This is a genomic window from Stenomitos rutilans (assembly GCF_059505485.1).
Map to the genome: position 1 here is coordinate 38735 of NZ_JCACKR010000060.1, position 17046 is coordinate 55780.

The window sequence follows — 17046 nt, forward strand, 5'->3', positions numbered from 1 at the left end:
TTTTCATCAGCAGATGTCTTCACCATCTCTATGGCGAGATGTTCGCACCATAAGGTTAAGTAGATGTTCTATGACATCTGGTAAGTGTTTGCAGAGACCTGTATGAACTCGCGAGGTTTGAATGATCGTACTACGAGGCGCAACAAGCCAGTGAAAGCGTTCTCTCATGGGTAGTTGACCGATCGCGCCAGCCGCTTTGCCACCTGCACACATCACTGGAATTACTGCCAGGTAGCTGCGGATGAGGTCGAGATCCAGCGTGGGGTCGATCGCCAACAACCGCGACTCATTCAACTCAATGCGGGCCTCAAGAAAGCCGTTGCTGGCGCAGGAGACAATCACGCCCACGTTGATAAACTCTTCACGCTCAACTTTGGGGACGACGCGAATAATGGCGTAGTCATACGTGAAGTGATCGGGCACGTAGGGCTTCCTCCAGAAACGCGCGGGGTGTTTCTAATCGTCTCACCAAATATTCAATGAACGCGTCCCGATAGTGTTTTGCATCTGGAAAGGGAGCACTGTCTACCACCCAGCTATCAGGAATCAGTTGCACGATCTGGTCGATGATAGTGGGGGTGAGTCGTGCGGTGAGCGCTTCATCTGCTACTTGTAGTTCGCTGGCGAAGCGCAGTAGCACATGATCTTTGATAGCTGGAAAGGGTGCTCGACTACGATCGCGGTAATTTTGCCAGGTGTGATGGAAGTACAGCGCGGCTCCGTGGTCGATCAGCCAAAGCCGTCGATGCCAGACCAGCATATTGGCGTTGCGCGGTGTGCGATCGATATTCGTAATATAGGCATCAAACCATACGATCGCCGACGCAAGCTTCGCCTCAACTTGTCCTGCGATCGGGTCAAAGGTCATGGAACCAGGCAGATAGTCCAGCGCAAGGTTCAGTCCAGCACTCGCCCGGATCAAGTCTTGAATTTCGGGGTCAGGCTCCGTGCGTGCAAGATCAGGGTCAAGTGTCACGAAGACAATTTCGGGGACTGGCATCCCGATCGCACGAGCGATTTCGCCTGCAACCAGCTCTGCCACGAGTGCTTTGGCTCCCTGCCCAGCCCCACGAAATTTGAGCACGTACATACCATCGTCATCGGCTTCGACAATGGCAGGTAGGGAACCTCCTTCACGTAGTGGAGTCACGTAGCGTGTTGCGATGACTGTTCGCAAGTTCATTCTGAGGCACTGTACTCCAAGTAAGAGTTCGTAGAGTTGAGCGTTAGCGTTGTCTGTAAAAGGCTAGCGCGTCTTGCGAGTTCTGTCGTTGTTTCGATCGCCGTTGTTGGTCATCGCTGCGTTTAGTCTGGCGATCGCTGAGTGAGGCTCAAGCACAACACTGGACATTAATAGAGCTGACGCATTTGCCCCAAACTCCTAACTCTGGGGGCTTTCATTGGCTCGGTTCCCCCCTTTCTTGTAGCTTGCTTCCCGAAGGGTATGCCCGGTAGGGCTATGAATTGGGGGCTAGGGGGCGAAGGATGACCGCTTTTGCGTAAGTCCTAATTAAGAAAGCGACTTTTGCAGAAATGACGCTTTTGTGTTCTAATGCGGTCTGACTTCAGTAACCTACAAACCCATTTGGCTTTTTGGAACTTGAAGAGTAGCATGGCATCTATGCAGATGGTTTGAGGCTTTCACGCAGCGTTGCTGCTTGTTTTGTGAGTATGACTAGAGATTCGGGCACACCAGACCGTCAGCCGTCAAGGCGATCGCACGAAGGTAGAAACGATGGGACGTTGCCTCCGCAAACAACGTCACACCCTGTTGCAGCGGCCTCTGTCTCACAGCCTCGCCCACAGACATCAGGCTTACCTAGACCGCAACCCTCGCGGCCTGTACCGCCACCACCCAGACCCTCGAAGCAGCCTAAACCGCGCGTTGTTAAGCAAATCGGCCCAGAGGGGCCAGCGCTTAGTCAGCCTTCTAGTAGGGTTAGGGTACCCCGTCGCTGGTTTCGCTGGCTTTATAGCTGGAAAGTTTGGTTGTTGGTGACTGGAGTTGGCTGTGTGGGCACAGGCGCGCTGGCATTGGCCCTACTGCTCCAGTTGCCTGGATTACCCAACTGTCCAGCCATTTTTTGGCCGCTGGCTTCAGCGTCTCTGCGCTTTGAGTGTGCGCGACTGGCAGCTAGCAAGCAGACTTCAAACGACTTGCTGGAAGCGATCGCGTTGGTCGATTCTCTGCCCAAGGATCATCCGCTACGGGACGAAGCCGATCGCCTGGTCGAACTCTGGTCACTGGAAGTCTTAAAGCTTGCCGAAGCCGATTTCAATGCTGGGAAATTGAATGAGGCGATCGCGGCAGCACGGCGGATCTCGCCAAAAGTGTCTGCTTATAAGCTGGTTGAAGAACGGGTGCAGCGCTGGCAAACAATCTGGTCCAAAGCGGAGACCCTTTACCGCAAAGCAGAACAAGCACTGCGAGACCTCGATTGGCGACAGGCATTTTCCTATGCGGTGCGCTTGCTCGACGTAGACAACGACTTCTGGCAAACCACGAAGTACAACGAACTGACCACTAAAATTACAGCCTCACGAGAGGATGGCAATACGCTCGGCAAGGCACAACGACTTGCTGACGATGGTGGGCTGACCAATTTACTAGAAGCGATCAAACTAGCGCAGTCCATTGGTGAGAAGAGTTATGTGCATCAAGCGGCGCAGAAAGCGATCGGAGAATTTGGGCAGAAGATGGTGGATCTGGCACAGACGTTGCTCGATCAACGGGACTTGCAGGGAGCGTTAAATGTACTAAGCAAAATTCCAGAGGTTGCTAACCTCGATGAGCAGGTGAAAGACCTGACCGTGCTGGCAAATGCCCAGTCTCAGGTTTGGCTGAACACGGTACCGGACATTGAAGAAGCGATTTCTCAGGCGCAGCGCATTCAGCCCAATCGTCCGCTCTACCGCAAAGCGCAGCAGCTCATCGTTCGCTGGCAGCTTGAAATTGAAGCGATCGCCCAATTAGAAAAAGCACGCATTCTGTCTCAACCTGGTACGGTTGCCGATCTATCAGCGGCGATCGCGGAAGCCTCGACTATTTCGCGCTCAAATCCGCGCTGGGGCGAAGTCCAAAAGCAAATTCAAACCTGGACAGCGCAGGTCCAAACCATTGAAGATCGTCCCATTTTGGATCAAGCAGAGCAAATTGCGACACAGGGCGATGTTGCCTCTTTGCAGGCAGCGGCGGCACAGGCTAATCAAATTGCACCAGGACGGGCATTGTATAAAGAAGCTCAGGGCAAAGCGCGTACCTGGACAGGGCAAGTGCAGCAGATTCAGGATCAGCCTTATCTCGATCGGGCTAGAGAGTTTGCCAACGCGGGCGATCTGTCCTCTGCGATTAGAATGGCGGAGCAAATTGGGTCGGGGCGATCGCTCTATGCCGATGCACAGGTAGATGTCAAACAGTGGCGCAAGCAGCTACGCAATCAGGAGCTTCAGGCGCAGGCAGAGCAAAACCTGCAAACGGCTCGTCAGTTGGCAAACTCAGGATCTCCCGAAGGCTTGGCAAATGCCATTCGGACAGCGGATCAGGTGCCAGCGGGGAGTGCGCTGCGATCGGATGCGGATAATGCTATCAATGAATGGAGTAGCCAGCTTTTACAGGTGGCTAAGAGCCAGTCAGTTTACGATGTTCCGGGAGCGATCGCGGTGGCCCAAAAAATTCCGTCGCGTGCTGGGGTCTATGCAGAGGCACAGCAAGAGATTCAGGCATGGAAGCGGGCGATCAGGCAGTAGCCAAATAGCTTTAAACATTACAAGGGAGGCGTTTCAACCTACTCCTCTTCTTGCTGCACTTCAGCGAGTTCTTTTATTTTTGCCTCATACTTTGAGAAAATACTTCGGTATGATTCCAAATAAAAGGGATTCTGCTTAAGTCCAGACACTAAGTGCCAGAGCAGCAAAGCATAACCAACAAAGACTAATGTGACATCTTCATACCAGAAGTAAAGCCCAACAAAAAGTAGTGACGGAATGATAACCGTCAGTTCTCGCACTGTATAGCGCGATGGCTTTGAGAGGTCTCGATCGCGATAGGCATTGCGAATATATTTTTCCCGCGCTGTAAAGCCAACAAACTCATCTATATCCATACAGTCTTAGGGAATTAGGTTTGTCTTTAGAATAGACAGCTTTTTGTCGTGGCTAACCTCATCGCTCGGCACAGAGCGCACCTAAATCACGCCGTTACCTAAACTGTAACAATTCCAGGTTTTCATTTTAGCGAGGCCATAATAGCAGCCATCCAATGTTCTTCACTGAGGGCTGCCGATGCTGTTCTGGAATGACGATCGTCTATGGGATGATGCCCGCACGTATCAAATCCTCTTCTTGGGACTCTTTCTGGTGGTGGGGTTGGGCACACGCGATTGGTCGCTGAAACCCGGCATGATTGCGGTGGCGATCGCAACGTGTGTGATAACGCAGTGGATGATGGTAGCGGTTGTAAGGCAGGAGGCAGGAGGCAGAAGGCAGAAGGCAGGAGGCAGAAGGCAAGAGACAGGGGGTAAGAGGCAGGAGGCAGAAAGTGACTCAACACTTCATCCCTCATCCCTCATTCTTCATCCCTCAGCCTTCAGCCTTCAGCCTTTAGCCTTTAGCCTTTCCCCTGCCTTTCTCTCCTCTCTCCCCAGTGCCCTTGTCACCTCGCTGGGGCTGAGCATTCTCGTTCGCGCCGATCATTACAGCACGATGGTTTTGGCGTGTGTGGCGGCGATCGCCAGCAAATTCCTGATTCGGGTCAACGGAAAGCATGTCTTCAACCCCGGCAACTTTGGCATTGTGGCAGCGCTGATCCTCACGCCGGATGCCTGGGTATCACCGGGGCAGTGGGGCGAAGAAGGCTGGTATGCGCTGATGTTTTTAAGCTGCGGTGGTTTGGTGGTCGGGCGAGTGGGACGGTGGGATACGACGATCGCCTTTCTGGGTAGTTACGCCGTATTAGAAGCGATTCGCAACATCTTGCTGGGCTGGACGTGGGATGTGTGGGCGCATCGCCTGATGAGTGGTTCGCTGCTGATGTTTTCCCTGTTTATGATTACTGACCCGCGCACCATTCCCAATGCTCGGATTGGACGAGTGCTGTGGGCAATGGCGATCGCCCTCCTCACCTTTTTCCTTCGCAACTACCTGTTTCTTTCAACCGCTGTTTTCTGGGCACTCTTCGCGCTGGCACCGTTGAGCATTTTGATTGATGCTGTGTTTCCGGGCGATCGGTTTGTTTGGCGGAGTCGAGCGGAAGAAGCAGAGGGGGCAGGGGAGGCAGGGGAGGCGGGAGAGCGAGAATTGACAGCACTGGTTACTTAAAGCTCGTAAACCTGGACAGCTCTCAGCTCTCAGCTCTCACTCATAACTCATAACTCAAAACTTATAACTCTCCTACCTGCTGCCCTCTGCCCTCTGCCTTCTGCCTCTGCTCCCTTGCCCCTGCCTTCTGCGTCCTTTTCGGCAACTCATAACTCACAACTCATAACTCTTCCCATGAAACCCCTACGCCTTCTCCTAACCTTATTGTTTACCTGCCTTATTTGCCTGCTGGTCGCTCCGAGTGCCTGGGCGTTCTGCGGCTTTTATGTGGCGAAGGCAGATGCCAAACTGTATAACCAGGCTTCGCAGGTGGCGATCGCACGCTCAGGCAACCGTACTGTGCTGACAATGGCAAATGACTTCCAGGGCGAGGTGAAAGATTTTGCGATCGTGGTGCCTGTGCCAGTAGTGCTGCGAAAAGATCAGATTAAGGTCGCTGACCCCAAAATCATTGAGCGGCTGGATGCTTTCAGTGCGCCGCGTTTGGTGGAATATTTTGACGAAGATCCCTGTGAACAGCGGCTGTACGATCGAGCGGTTCCAGCACCTTCCGCTGCGTCAGGAGTGGCTCAGGAGTCGAACAGGGCACGTAGAGATTCGCTGGGTGTCACTGTGGAAGCAAGGTATACAGTAGGCGAGTATGACATCCTGTTATTGAGCGCGAAGGAATCGGATGGGCTGCGAACCTGGCTGACTCAAAATGGCTACAAAATTCCCAGAGGCGCGAATCAACTGCTGAAACCCTACATTCGGCAAAAGCTGAAGTTTTTTGTGGCGAAGGTCAATCTGGCTGAGTACGACAAAGCGGGCTATCAATCCCTCCGTCCCCTGCAAATTGCCTACGAGTCGCCGCGCTTTATGTTGCCCATTCGGTTAGGCATGATCAACGCGAAAGCGGCACAGGATTTGCTCATCTACGTGCTTTCGCCACAGGGACAAACGGAAGTCACAAACTATCGCACCGTGAAAGTACCGTCGGATTCGGAAATCCCAGTGTTTGTCAAAAATGAGTTTAGCGACTTCTACAAGGCAATGTTTCAGACGGCATATGATCGCGAAGATCGCAAAGTAGCCTTTATGGAATACGCCTGGGATATGGCAAACTGTGACCCCTGTTCCGCAGAGCCTTTGTCACAGGAGGAACTGAAGCAGGCAGGCGTGTTCTGGCTCGACAGTCCAGACGATACGGTTCCCATGCCATCGGGTGGATTCCGTCCGCGTCGCTTCCCCTCCTCCAACGTATTCATCACCCGCCTGCACGTCCGCTACACCCGCGATAAGTTCCCTGAAGATCTGGTGTTCCAGGAAACGGGCAACCGCGAGACGTTCCAGGGTCGCTATGTGCTGCGTCACGAGTTTACAGGTAAACCAACGTGCCGGGAGGCGTATCAGTATCGCCGATCGCTCCCCCGTCGCTTTGAACAGCAAGCACAAAACCTGGCGCGCCTGACCGGATGGAACATTCAAGATATTCGTAAAAAGCAGCCGCAAATTGAAGGCGATGCGCGCCCCTTCTGGCAGCGGATTCTGTCCAGCCTGGTTGGACAATAGTGCCGATCGCCTCGTTTAACCGTCAAGAGGCAAGGAATTGTCTCTCGATAGGGATGACGTTGCTATAGGGTTGAAGGCAGAATAAGGGGACTGCAACTCAACGAATCGAATCGTTATGGATAGCTTGAACAACCTGCTTCAAAAAACCCTCTATTTTGGAGCAGGGTTGGCATCATACACGATTGAGAAAATCGAGCGTTTGGATGAAAGCCTCGCAGCGGTACAGGTCGAGGTACAGCAAACCGTGGAGGAACTGATTGCACGGGGCGAACAGGTGATGACACAAACGCAGTCATCAGATGCGGCGACAACTGCCTGGCAGGTTGCTCCTCTGCATCGCCGCTTAGTGATGTTGCTCAACGGCAATGAAACGCTGGCAAGACATCTGGTAGAACAGGCTCAAGAGCAGAATCCCGATCGCTCGCCCGTTTGGGTCTACGAAAAAGTGATTCATGACCTGGAGCGCGATCGGGGCTTATAGACAAGGATGCATTGCGTTGTAGTAGCAGGTTTCTTGTCAATGCCATTGCGATCGCCATCACGATCGCCTGAAACCGATAGACTCGATCAGCATCTCCAATTGTAATAACGGGTTGTAATAACGGGCAGTGATGTAGATGTATTTTCTTCACGCATCACTTGCTCTAGAGAATGATGACCTTTTATACTCCGATTAGCTGTTAGCAAAATCATTTGATTTGCTTGTGCGAACCGCCAAACTACTCGGTCATCCAACCTTGAACTCTCACCAATAACTGCTGTTCCGTCCACACCAACGCAGTGTTGGGCTGCTGTAAATGCGTAGAATGATACTGTTAGGATACACAAAGCAAGCTTGATCGTTGCACCCTGATTTCTAAACTTTTGTCCTATGTCAGAGTTATGTGTGTGCCGTACAGTTCATACACCGCCGCAAGATCGCATTACCGACCCTGCAATTTCTGATCACTGGATTACGCTTCACATTGCAAACCCTGGTAATACAGAACGCAATCTAGAGCGTCGATTAGATGGCGAGAAGCTAGTTTGCCGTCCGACTTATCCGGGCACGTTCACCTTTGTTCCAGCTTTTCGATCGCCCCAATGGTTCTGGGAGTCAGAGGTAGAGGTGTTAAATCTCTATTTACCGCACTCAATATTGAAAAAGATAGCGATCGAAAGCTGCGATCTCGTCCCTTCAACGATTGAATTGCGCGATCGCATCGGCTGGTGTGATCCGTTGCTAGAACAACTATTACTGACATTCAGCCTTGAAGTTAATCAGAACACACATAATTCTCTCTATCTAGACTCGCTCAAAAACTTGATTGCAGTCCATTTACTGCAACATCACTGCTCAGTGGAAATTGCAGAATCTTTTGTATCAGGAGGATTGCCAAACTCAAAACTGCAAACAGTTCTGGACTATATTCAAACTCATCTAGACAGTCATTTAGGACTAGAAGAACTGGCAAACCTCACGCAATTGAGTTCTCATCACTTTGGTAAATTGTTTAAGCAAAGTATAGGAGCCTCACCGCATCAATATGTTTCTCAGCGTCGGGTCGAACGCGCAAAGCAATTATTAGCCAATCAACAGCTTTCACTGGTGGAAATTGGGCGATCGGTGGGGTTTTATGATCAGAGCCATTTCACCAACAGCTTTCGTCGTCACACAGGATTAACACCTAGACAATATCGTCAACAGCACTAATTGCATCTGTCATTAAAACAATCATCTGATTTTGCAATTTTTCGGGAAAATCTCCAAGACTCAAGCATCGCAGTTTGTTTACACTACCTGTGTGTAAAACGGTTGAGTTGCTTGGGTAGAGGATCATTATGCGTTTTCAGCGACATCTTTTCTCAACGGATTCCCTGCGGCGATCGCTCCTCAAAATAGCCACATTTGCGCCAGTGGGATTTCTGCTAAGCTTCTTGCTGCCACCACGTTCGGAGGCTCGAATGATGGGTGTGACAAGCCATGTTCAATGTGCGTATACAACAGAGCGAGTTACTTTGTTGAGTAACGGAGTTGAACTCATTGGTCGGCTTTATCTCCCAACTCGACTGTCTCAACCTGCGCCGGCTGTGCCGTTGCTGGGTCCAGTTGCCTTTGTCAAAGAGCAATCTCCTGTGCAGTATGCGACCCGACTAGCAAAAGCAGGATTTGTATCATTGGCATTTGACCCCCGCTTTCATGGCGAGAGTGGTGGAGAACCGCGTCGATATGAAAGCCCAGCAGCAAAAGTTGCTGATTTGAAAGCCGCGATCGATTACCTGTTGACTCGTCCTGAAGTTGCTCAAGATCGTCTCTATCTTCTGGGAGTGTGTCAGGGGGCAAACTGGGCAATTCATGCCACAACTGAAGATCCACGCATTCGGGCACTGGCGATCGTGGCAGGACATTACCTAACAGCAGCAGGAATTGATGACTACACAGGCGGAGAAGACAAAACGCTCACTCGAATTGAACGCAGTCAACAAGCACGCGCTCAGTACGAGGAAAGGGGCGAAGTGGAGTACATGCCCATCGTCAGCTTAGATGATCCGGATGCCTTGCTGCCTCGTAGACCGATTTATGAATGGTATCGACGCTGGGAAGACCGAGGACCCTTTTGGGAGTTTCATGGCAATTGGGAAAACCGCATTACTGCGATGAGCGAAGCAGAATTGTGGACATACCGTGTAGATGAAACGGTCAAGACGTTGAATAAACCAACCTTGATGATTCACGCCGATCGCGCTGCTACTGGAGCTACTGAGCCAAAGCGCATCTTTGCACAGATTGCCACACCCGATAAACAGCTAGTTTGGCTAGGAAACAGCGTGCAATTCCAGTTTTACGAAGAGCCAGAAACCATTGATCAATGCGTGACTCAAATTGCTGAGTGGTTTAATCGTCACGCGTAAGCAACACATGAACGAACCGGATTTTTTGAAACAGGCAATTTTCAATTGAGAGGGCGTTGCAATGAAACTGGCAATATTTGGTGCAAACGGTTCAGCGGGAACTCAAATTACCCAAGAAGCTTTGAGTCGAGGACATGAGGTAACGGCGATCGTCCGCGATTTATCCCGATTTTCTATGACAAGCGATCGGTTAACGGTTGTGGTTGGCAATGTCTGTGATGCTGATAGCGTTGCTGCGATCGTTCAAGGACATGATGCGGTGATCAATGCGGCAGGACCGGGGGCGGCTATCGCCAACAATGCAACCTTAGCGCCAATGGTGATTGATGCCGCCAAAGCTCTGATCGAAGGGTTGACCCGCGCAGACGTGCGACGACTGATTGTAGTAGGTGGGGCAGGTAGTCTCGAAGTGGCTCCTGGTGTGCAATTGGTAGATACTCCTGACTTTCCAGCCCAGTATCGCCCTGCCTCTCTAGCTCACCGCGACTCCCTGAAAATCTACCAAGCTTCTCATCTTGATTGGACATTTTTCAGCCCTGCTGCCGAGTTTGAACCGGGTGAACGGATAGGCAAATTCCGCCTGGGAAGAAATCAACTGCTAGTCGATACTGAGGGCAGAAGCCGAACTTCAGTTGAGGATTATGCGATCGCGTTCGTAGATGAAGTTGAACAACCTCAGTTTGTGCAAAGTCAGATGACGATCGCCTATTGAGTCACACCTTCTCAGTTTGTCTAAATTATGTGAAGCGTGACGAGTTGATCATCATCGCCAAAATAAGCAATAGAGGGGACACTCCACCGATTACGCCTGCCCAAAGAGTTAGAGGCATAGCATTTATAGTGACGATTGGAGAAGGAAACGTGTGAAAAAATTCACACTCACATGTCTATAAATACTTTGTTTAGGCTAACAATTCCTTACAGTGCTTCCAGCCAAATTGGATCATCTTTATGAATGGTGCCGCCCTGTAAGACGGAAGCGCGGATGCCTGCAATCACGTTGTTATACTTCGCTGTTGTTTGCAAAATGCCCAGGTCGTTGGGCAACCCAGCTTGAGCCAGTGTGGTGACAACGCAACGAGGACAGGCGGTGTCGATGCTAAGGCGAACGTTATTGCCGATCGTCAATACACTACCCACCCAGGCATCTTCCACAAACGCTATTTCATCCGATGTTGGCTTGATCAACAAATTGGGACGAAAGCGACGCAAATCAAATTGTCCTTCGGGGCAAAGCGCCTGAAGCTTTGCCAGCGTTGCTGTTGTAAGCGCATGAATCGAGCAGGAATCGAAAAACGTACCCGATGGCAGCACCAGTTCGGTAATAGCTTCTTGGTGTGCCGTACCTTCAACACTGGGCCAATATTGATCCAGGCTGGCGGTTGCTGGGGCTGTGGTTAAAAGCTGCACTTCTCGATCAAGCAACCCAGAGAGAATCTGGCTGGTGTCGATCGCCTCACTCACTACCGACCCACCATCCGGCAAGGAAACCCGCACTGAAGGAAGCGTTTCTCCTACAGGTGCTGCGGTGTATGCTGCTTGAAAGTCCAGCAGTTTTGCCCACTTTTTAGGATTCTTAGCACTGGCAACCCTGCCACTCTGTACGTCTAAAGGTGCATATGCTCGATCGCCCAGCAACCCATGCTCTGTAACTTCTGAAGCCTCCAGTTCTTCCCCCAGCATCGACTTCACAGGATAACGCCAGAGCGTTTCGATTGAGCCAACGAGCGATCGCGCCATACCCATACCTTGCTGACAACTGGCTAACGCTAGCAAGACTGAAGCCAGACCGGAGTATCAGAATGTACATGACGACTACTTTTTCGGGTGTTTGGCATCTATGCGCTTATGATCAGTTACCATGCTTGAATTGCATTGGGTTCATACGTAAAAGGGTGAAAAATTGGGACAGTCCGCTTTACGGATGCCAGACTTACTCGACCGCAAGGCAGCTTTGGTCATTGCACACCCTGGACATGAACTGCGCGTGCATCACTGGTTAGAGTGTGCCAAGCCTATGACCTTTGTTTTAACGGATGGGTCTGGACGATCGACCGTATCGCGGCTCCCCTCCACGACGCAAATTCTTCAGCGTGCACAGGCAACGCCAGGATCGATCTACGGGCGGTTTAGCGATCGACAAATTTACACAGCGCTACTACAGCACAATACAGAGCTATTCGCTGCCGCCGTGGAAGAATTGGCAACAGCGTTTGTCGAACACGCGATCGAGTACGTCGTAGGAGATGCCCTCGAAGGCTACAATCCCGGTCACGATGTCTGTCGTTTGCTGATCAATGCCGCCGTGGCACGAGCAAACTACAGCCGCAAGCAGTCGATCGCCAATTTTTGCTTTTCTCTAGTCAACTTGCCCAGTGCTTACCCTCAGCAGCCCGTTTCTGGCGCACCACTCAAGGCTCTAACCGTCTCACTCCAGTTGGATGACTCAGCACTGGCGCGTAAACTAGCGGCTGCCCAGGCTTATGCCGAATTGGCGCAGGAGGTGAATGCAGCCATCCAGCAGATGGGTTTAAGAGCATTCCAGGTTGAACAGTTGCATCCAGTCAGCCAGACAGAAGCAATACTGCTGTATGGTGCAGAGCCACAATTTTACGAACGCTACGGGGAGCAGCAAGTGGCCTTAGGTTTCTATCAGCACGTCATTCGGTGCAGAGAACACCTCTATCCACTGGCAGAGGCTTTACACCAGTGTGCAATGGCATAGGCTGCAAGCTCTGTAACCCTTCACCGTTCCACCCGTGCATTTTACTGAAGCGGTTTTGCCTGTGCCTTGTCCTCAAAGGAGAAAAGTCGGTGTCGAAGCTACGAGTGTTACTCACCAACAATACGCTGGCAGCACGGGCAGGGTCGGAACTTTATGTGCGTGATCTGGCGACAGCGCTTTTAGCACGGGGTCATACGCCGATCGCCTACAGCACTGATTTAGGCGAGGTTGCCGAGGAACTCCGGCTAGCAACCATTCCCGCCGTGGCTGACCTGTCCGCGATCGCTGAGCCACCCGACATTATTCATGGTCAGCATCATCTGGATACAATGACGGCGCTGCTGCATTTTCCAGGCGTGCCCTGCATTTATTTTTGTCACGGCTGGCTACCGTGGGAAGAGGCTCCACCCCGCTTTCCTCGCATTCGTCAGTATGTGACTGTGGATTACACCTGCCGTGATCGGCTGCTGTATGAACACGCCATTCCCGCAGACCAGATTGAAGTGCTATTGAATTTTGTGGATTTAGACCGCTTTTCACCCCGCCCTTTGCCACTTCCTCCAACTCCGCAGCGCGCCCTAGTCTTCAGCAACGCTGCCAGTCATTCAGCCTACCTTAAGGAGGTTCAAGCAGCGTGCGATCGCGTGGGAATTACACTCGATATCATAGGGGCTGGGGCGGGAAGTGCCTGCGCTCAACCAGAGCAAATGTTAGGCAAGTACGACATTGTATTTGCCAAAGGACGATCGGCGCTAGAGGCAATGGCTGTTGGCGCGGCCGTGATCGTGCATGATGCAGTCGGCACAGGTGCAATGGTCACCACAGAGAATTTTGCTCAATTCAGACGGTTGAATTTTGGCATTCGTACCTTACAGAACCCCATTAGCGTTGACGGCCTGGTACGCGAACTGTCTCGCTACGACCCGCTGGATGCTGCGAAAGTCTCCCAACAAATACGGACAACCGGGGGACGCGAAGCCGTCGTGAGCCAGATTATTCAGCTCTACGAAAAGGTGCTCAGCCGGGAGGTAACCCTCAGTAAGCACGGGGCAGCGGCAGAAAGTCAGGCTATAGCGGCTTATTTGCACTGGCTCACGCCTCGTCTGAAGCAGATCTATCACTATGAAAACAAACTGGTTCAGCAGACGAACGCGTATGAAGCCCAACTGGCACAAATCCGTATCACGAATGAGCAGACAGAGCAAACGCTGGCGCTCACTCAACAGCACTGCCACAACATTGAAACCGCACTGGAGCATACACAGGAGCAGCTACGGCTAACACAGGGACAGCTACAACACACACACACTCAATTGCAGACTGAGCTTGAGAATCTACACGCCCATCTGGATTGGATGAAAACCAGCAAATTCTGGAAGCTGCGTCACCTCTATATGCAGTGCAGGCAGCGGATCATGCTACCGCTAGGACGAAGGCTTGGCGCTGTACCCGCTAAAATGAGGTGAGTTTCAAGCTGTGGAGTTCGCTATCACGGCGCGATCACTGCCAGCGATCGTGCCCGAACTGCATCTGCTCGCTACTCTAAATCGTCCTCGGTGAGACCAGCATCTTTCAAAAGGTTTCTCAGCGTGCCAATAGGCAAGTCTCGATTGCTGTGAACAGGAATCGAGAGAATGACGCTAACTCCTTTTTTAGCGTAAATATGGTGACTGCCAGTAACCCGTTTCAAGAGCCAGCCTTTACGTTCAACAACCTTACAGAGAGCTTTACCAGAAATAGACTTCACAGGGATAGCTCAATCAATTGCTTTTCAGGCTCAACCTCTTCCTGCTGACTAGCCACTTCAAGCCAACCTTGAATCGCGTCTTCCAGCATCTCTAATAACTGCTCATAGCTTTCTCCCCAGGTATGGCATCCTGGTAGGGCAGGTACAGAGCCGCACCACACACCATTTTCTTGCCAGATTACCGCCTTAATTTTCATGTCTACTCGCATCATGCCTTACTGAAGATCTTAGCGTGCCATGCAATAGCTTCTCAGTACGTGAAGGCGGCATCCCAAGCTTGGCGCTGTACCCGCTAAAATGAGGTGAGTCCAAGCCGTAGAGTCTCCTATGACCGTGCGATCGTCCGTTGAATTTTTGGATGCCTTTGATGTAGTGGTGGTAGGAGCCGGACACGCTGGCTGTGAAGCAGCACTGGCAACGGCACGGCTAGGCTGTCGCACGCTTTTGCTGACACTGACTCTGGATAAAATCGCGTGGCAACCATGCAATCCCGCAGTGGGTGGGCCTGCTAAATCGCAACTGGTGCATGAAGTGGATGCGTTGGGCGGCGAGATTGGCAAAATGGCCGATCGCACCTATCTGCAAAAACGGGTACTCAATGCGTCACGCGGGCCTGCGGTCTGGGCTTTACGGGCACAAACAGACAAGCGCGAATATGCGGCGGTGATGAAAACGATCGTGGAAAATCAGGCAAACCTGACGATCCGCGAAGGCATGGCGACCGATCTAATCCTGGGTGACAACGACGAAATCATCGGGGTGCAAACCTACTTTGGTGTGGCGTTTCAGTGCAAAGCGGTGGTGCTGACCACAGGTACGTTTCTAGGCGGCAAAATTTGGGTTGGCAATAAGTCAATGGCAGCGGGACGTGCGGGAGAATTTGCCGCTGTTGGCATGACCGAAACGTTGAACCGTCTGGGCTTTGAAACGGGACGGTTGAAAACAGGCACCCCTGCACGGGTTGATCGTCGCTCCGTCGATTTCACCAATCTAGAACCCCAACCCGGTGATGCTGATGTGCGCTGGTTCAGCTTTGATCCAGACGCATGGGTAAAACGAGAGCAAATGCCCTGCTATTTGACCCGCACCACAGCCGAGACTCATCGCATCATTCGTGAAAATCTTCACCTGTCTCCTGTTTACGGGGGGTGGGTGGATGCCAAAGGGCCGCGCTATTGCCCCAGCATTGAAGACAAAATTGTGCGCTTTGCCGATAAAGAAAGTCATCAGATTTTCATTGAACCAGAAGGGCGAGACACGCCAGAACTTTACATCCAGGGCTTTTCCACCGGGTTGCCCGAAGCCATTCAATTGCAAATGTTGCGATCGCTCCCCGGCCTCGAACACTGCGCCATGCTACGTCCTGCTTATGCGGTGGAATACGATTACCTGCCCGCCACCCAATGCTACCCCACGTTGATGACTAAAAAGGTTGAAGGGCTGTTCTGCGCGGGACAGATCAACGGCACCACAGGGTACGAAGAGGCCGCAGCTCAAGGCGTTGTGGCAGGCATTAACGCCGTACGATTGATTCACAACCAAGAAATGGTCATCTTTCCCCGTGAGCATAGCTACATTGGCACCTTGATTGATGACCTCTGCACCAAAGATTTGCGGGAGCCGTATCGAGTCCTTACGTCTCGTTCTGAGTATCGTCTGCTGCTGCGATCGGATAATGCTGATCAACGCCTTACTCCGCTAGGGCGAGACATTGGGCTAATTGACGATCGTCGCTGGCAGTTGTTTACACGCAAACAGGAACGGATTGCCGCCGAAAAAGAACGCCTGCACGAAACGCGCGTCAAAGAGCATGACGACTTGGGTAAACAAATTGCGGCTCATACCCAACAAGCCATTAAAGGTTCCGTGACGCTAGCCGATTTACTCCGAAAACCAGGCTTTCATTATGTCAACTTAGAACAGTTTGGTTTGGGGAATCCAGACTGCGATCGCGCTGAAAAAGAAGGGGCTGAAATTGATATTAAATACGCCGGTTATATTCAGCGGCAACAGCACCAAATTGACGCGATCGTGCGTCAAGAACATCGTTCACTGCCACCTGATTTAGACTACAGCGCGATCGAGACCCTCTCGAAGGAATCCCGCGAAAAACTGGCGAAAGTGCAACCATTGACGATCGGGCAAGCTGCCCGGATTGGGGGAGTCAATCCAGCCGATGTGAATGCATTGCTGGTATACCTCGAAATTCAAGCCCGTCAACAAACAAAAGCGATTTTATGACTGCGTTCACCATCAACTTCAACGCGATCGTGCAAATGACCGACGAGCATTTTGCACAACTTTGTCGAGCCAATCCTGATGTCAAATTTGAACGCACCACGCGAGGAGAATTAGTGATCGTGGCACCAACAGGCGGCGAAACAGGCAGCTACAACTCGGAATTAAATGCAGACTTTGTCATCTGGAATCGACACGCGAAACTTGGGATTGTCTTCGATTCTTCAACGTGTTTTAGGTTGCCACATCAAGCGCTTCGATCGCCCGATGTGGCCTGGATCAAACAAGACCGATGGGATGCACTGACTCCAGAACAAAAGCAAAAATTTCCACCGATCTCGCCCGATTTCGTCTTGGAACTGATGTCTCCTAGTGATGACCTTAGCGATGCACAGGCGAAGATGCGAGAGTATATGGAAAACGGCGTAACGCTTGGCTGGTTGCTGAACCGCAAACATCGCACTGTTGAAATCTATCGTCCCAATCAACCATTAGAAAGCCTGGAGGCTCCAGTAACTTTGTCAGATGAAGCTGTTTTGCCTCGATTGGTGCTCAATCTGCGATCGCTTTGGTGAAA

General features: G+C 51.6%; 17 protein-coding genes. 11 read left to right on the forward strand and 6 right to left on the reverse strand.

What is annotated here, in order from left to right:
* Positions 1–6: 6 nt before the first annotated feature.
* Both AC5JLP_RS10135 and AC5JLP_RS10140 read right to left on the reverse strand, forming a co-directional pair.
* Positions 7–423: a DUF3037 domain-containing protein gene (locus AC5JLP_RS10135; RefSeq protein WP_496067814.1), complete on the reverse strand. Its 417-nt coding sequence runs from the start codon at positions 421–423 to the stop codon at positions 7–9.
* The gene (locus AC5JLP_RS10140; protein ID WP_496067815.1) at positions 401–1183 is read right to left on the reverse strand and encodes a HipA family kinase; all 783 of its coding nucleotides are present in this window, start codon (positions 1181–1183) and stop codon (positions 401–403) included. Before AC5JLP_RS10140 ends, AC5JLP_RS10135 begins: the two co-directional genes overlap by 23 nt.
* Before the next feature lie 488 nt (positions 1184–1671).
* Between AC5JLP_RS10140 and AC5JLP_RS10145 the strand changes: the two genes are divergently transcribed.
* Positions 1672–3747, forward strand: a complete 2076-nt coding sequence (locus AC5JLP_RS10145) for a hypothetical protein (RefSeq protein WP_496067816.1) — start codon at positions 1672–1674, stop codon at positions 3745–3747.
* Between the two features lie 38 nt (positions 3748–3785).
* Here the strand turns inward: AC5JLP_RS10145 and AC5JLP_RS10150 are convergent, their stop codons facing one another.
* Positions 3786–4103 carry a hypothetical protein gene (locus AC5JLP_RS10150; RefSeq protein ID WP_496067817.1) on the reverse strand — a complete coding sequence of 106 codons (318 nt, stop codon included), beginning with the start codon at positions 4101–4103 and terminating at the stop codon, positions 3786–3788.
* 178 nt (positions 4104–4281) lie between these two features.
* Here AC5JLP_RS10150 and AC5JLP_RS10155 point away from each other — a divergent pair, with 178 nt between their 5' ends.
* From AC5JLP_RS10155 to AC5JLP_RS10180, 6 genes are all read left to right on the forward strand, one after another.
* Entirely contained in the window at positions 4282–5316 is a 1035-nt protein-coding gene (locus AC5JLP_RS10155) for an RnfABCDGE type electron transport complex subunit D (protein ID WP_496067818.1), read from the forward strand.
* Between the two features lie 174 nt (positions 5317–5490).
* Complete coding sequence (locus tag AC5JLP_RS10160) at positions 5491–6867, forward strand: DUF2330 domain-containing protein (RefSeq protein WP_496067819.1); 1377 nt, start codon at positions 5491–5493, stop codon at positions 6865–6867.
* A 115-nt stretch (positions 6868–6982) separates the two neighbouring features.
* On the forward strand, positions 6983–7348 hold the full coding sequence (locus AC5JLP_RS10165) for a hypothetical protein (RefSeq protein WP_496067820.1): 366 nt from the start codon (positions 6983–6985) through the stop codon (positions 7346–7348).
* A 390-nt stretch (positions 7349–7738) separates the two neighbouring features.
* Positions 7739–8560, forward strand: a complete 822-nt coding sequence (locus tag AC5JLP_RS10170; RefSeq protein WP_496067821.1) for a helix-turn-helix domain-containing protein — start codon at positions 7739–7741, stop codon at positions 8558–8560.
* A gap of 128 nt (positions 8561–8688) precedes the next feature.
* Complete coding sequence (locus AC5JLP_RS10175) at positions 8689–9759, forward strand: alpha/beta hydrolase (RefSeq protein WP_496067822.1); 1071 nt, start codon at positions 8689–8691, stop codon at positions 9757–9759.
* Between the two features lie 61 nt (positions 9760–9820).
* Positions 9821–10471, forward strand: a complete 651-nt coding sequence (locus tag AC5JLP_RS10180) for an NAD(P)-dependent oxidoreductase (RefSeq protein WP_496067823.1) — start codon at positions 9821–9823, stop codon at positions 10469–10471.
* A gap of 206 nt (positions 10472–10677) precedes the next feature.
* Here the strand turns inward: AC5JLP_RS10180 and AC5JLP_RS10185 are convergent, their stop codons facing one another.
* The gene (locus tag AC5JLP_RS10185; RefSeq protein ID WP_496067824.1) at positions 10678–11499 is read right to left on the reverse strand and encodes an MOSC domain-containing protein; all 822 of its coding nucleotides are present in this window, start codon (positions 11497–11499) and stop codon (positions 10678–10680) included.
* A gap of 184 nt (positions 11500–11683) precedes the next feature.
* Here AC5JLP_RS10185 and AC5JLP_RS10190 point away from each other — a divergent pair, with 184 nt between their 5' ends.
* The gene (locus tag AC5JLP_RS10190; protein WP_496067825.1) at positions 11684–12484 is read left to right on the forward strand and encodes a hypothetical protein; all 801 of its coding nucleotides are present in this window, start codon (positions 11684–11686) and stop codon (positions 12482–12484) included.
* Positions 12485–12573: 89 nt separating this feature from the next.
* Positions 12574–13950 (forward strand): glycosyltransferase family 4 protein, encoded by a 1377-nt coding sequence (locus AC5JLP_RS10195; RefSeq protein ID WP_496067826.1) that lies wholly within the window; start codon positions 12574–12576, stop codon positions 13948–13950.
* A gap of 71 nt (positions 13951–14021) precedes the next feature.
* Here AC5JLP_RS10195 and AC5JLP_RS10200 read toward each other — a convergent pair whose 3' ends face one another.
* Positions 14022–14231, reverse strand: a complete 210-nt coding sequence (locus AC5JLP_RS10200) for a type II toxin-antitoxin system HicA family toxin (protein WP_496067827.1) — start codon at positions 14229–14231, stop codon at positions 14022–14024.
* Positions 14228–14428: a type II toxin-antitoxin system HicB family antitoxin gene (locus tag AC5JLP_RS10205; RefSeq protein ID WP_496067828.1), complete on the reverse strand. Its 201-nt coding sequence runs from the start codon at positions 14426–14428 to the stop codon at positions 14228–14230. Before AC5JLP_RS10205 ends, AC5JLP_RS10200 begins: the two co-directional genes overlap by 4 nt.
* A 130-nt stretch (positions 14429–14558) precedes the next feature.
* On the opposite strand from AC5JLP_RS10205, the gene mnmG reads away from it, so the two are divergent.
* Both mnmG and AC5JLP_RS10215 read left to right on the forward strand, forming a co-directional pair.
* The gene (gene mnmG, locus AC5JLP_RS10210) at positions 14559–16472 is read left to right on the forward strand and encodes a tRNA uridine-5-carboxymethylaminomethyl(34) synthesis enzyme MnmG (protein WP_496067829.1); all 1914 of its coding nucleotides are present in this window, start codon (positions 14559–14561) and stop codon (positions 16470–16472) included.
* Entirely contained in the window at positions 16469–17044 is a 576-nt protein-coding gene (locus AC5JLP_RS10215) for a Uma2 family endonuclease (protein ID WP_496067830.1), read from the forward strand. Before mnmG ends, AC5JLP_RS10215 begins: the two co-directional genes overlap by 4 nt.
* Positions 17045–17046 lie beyond the last annotated feature (2 nt).

Coding starts and splice junctions, on each gene's coding strand:
- AC5JLP_RS10185 (WP_496067824.1), bottom strand. CDS start 11,499: ATGGCGCGATCGCTCGTTGGCTCAATCGAAACGCTCTGGCGTTATCCT.
- AC5JLP_RS10165 (WP_496067820.1), top strand. CDS start 6,983: ATGGATAGCTTGAACAACCTGCTTCAAAAAACCCTCTATTTTGGAGCA.
- AC5JLP_RS10190 (WP_496067825.1), top strand. CDS start 11,684: ATGCCAGACTTACTCGACCGCAAGGCAGCTTTGGTCATTGCACACCCT.
- AC5JLP_RS10180 (WP_496067823.1), top strand. CDS start 9,821: ATGAAACTGGCAATATTTGGTGCAAACGGTTCAGCGGGAACTCAAATT.
- AC5JLP_RS10145 (WP_496067816.1), top strand. CDS start 1,672: ATGACTAGAGATTCGGGCACACCAGACCGTCAGCCGTCAAGGCGATCG.
- AC5JLP_RS10155 (WP_496067818.1), top strand. CDS start 4,282: ATGCTGTTCTGGAATGACGATCGTCTATGGGATGATGCCCGCACGTAT.
- AC5JLP_RS10175 (WP_496067822.1), top strand. CDS start 8,689: ATGCGTTTTCAGCGACATCTTTTCTCAACGGATTCCCTGCGGCGATCG.
- AC5JLP_RS10205 (WP_496067828.1), bottom strand. CDS start 14,428: ATGAAAATTAAGGCGGTAATCTGGCAAGAAAATGGTGTGTGGTGCGGC.
- AC5JLP_RS10215 (WP_496067830.1), top strand. CDS start 16,469: ATGACTGCGTTCACCATCAACTTCAACGCGATCGTGCAAATGACCGAC.
- AC5JLP_RS10140 (WP_496067815.1), bottom strand. CDS start 1,183: ATGAACTTGCGAACAGTCATCGCAACACGCTACGTGACTCCACTACGT.
- mnmG (WP_496067829.1), top strand. CDS start 14,559: ATGACCGTGCGATCGTCCGTTGAATTTTTGGATGCCTTTGATGTAGTG.
- AC5JLP_RS10170 (WP_496067821.1), top strand. CDS start 7,739: ATGTCAGAGTTATGTGTGTGCCGTACAGTTCATACACCGCCGCAAGAT.
- AC5JLP_RS10160 (WP_496067819.1), top strand. CDS start 5,491: ATGAAACCCCTACGCCTTCTCCTAACCTTATTGTTTACCTGCCTTATT.
- AC5JLP_RS10150 (WP_496067817.1), bottom strand. CDS start 4,103: ATGGATATAGATGAGTTTGTTGGCTTTACAGCGCGGGAAAAATATATT.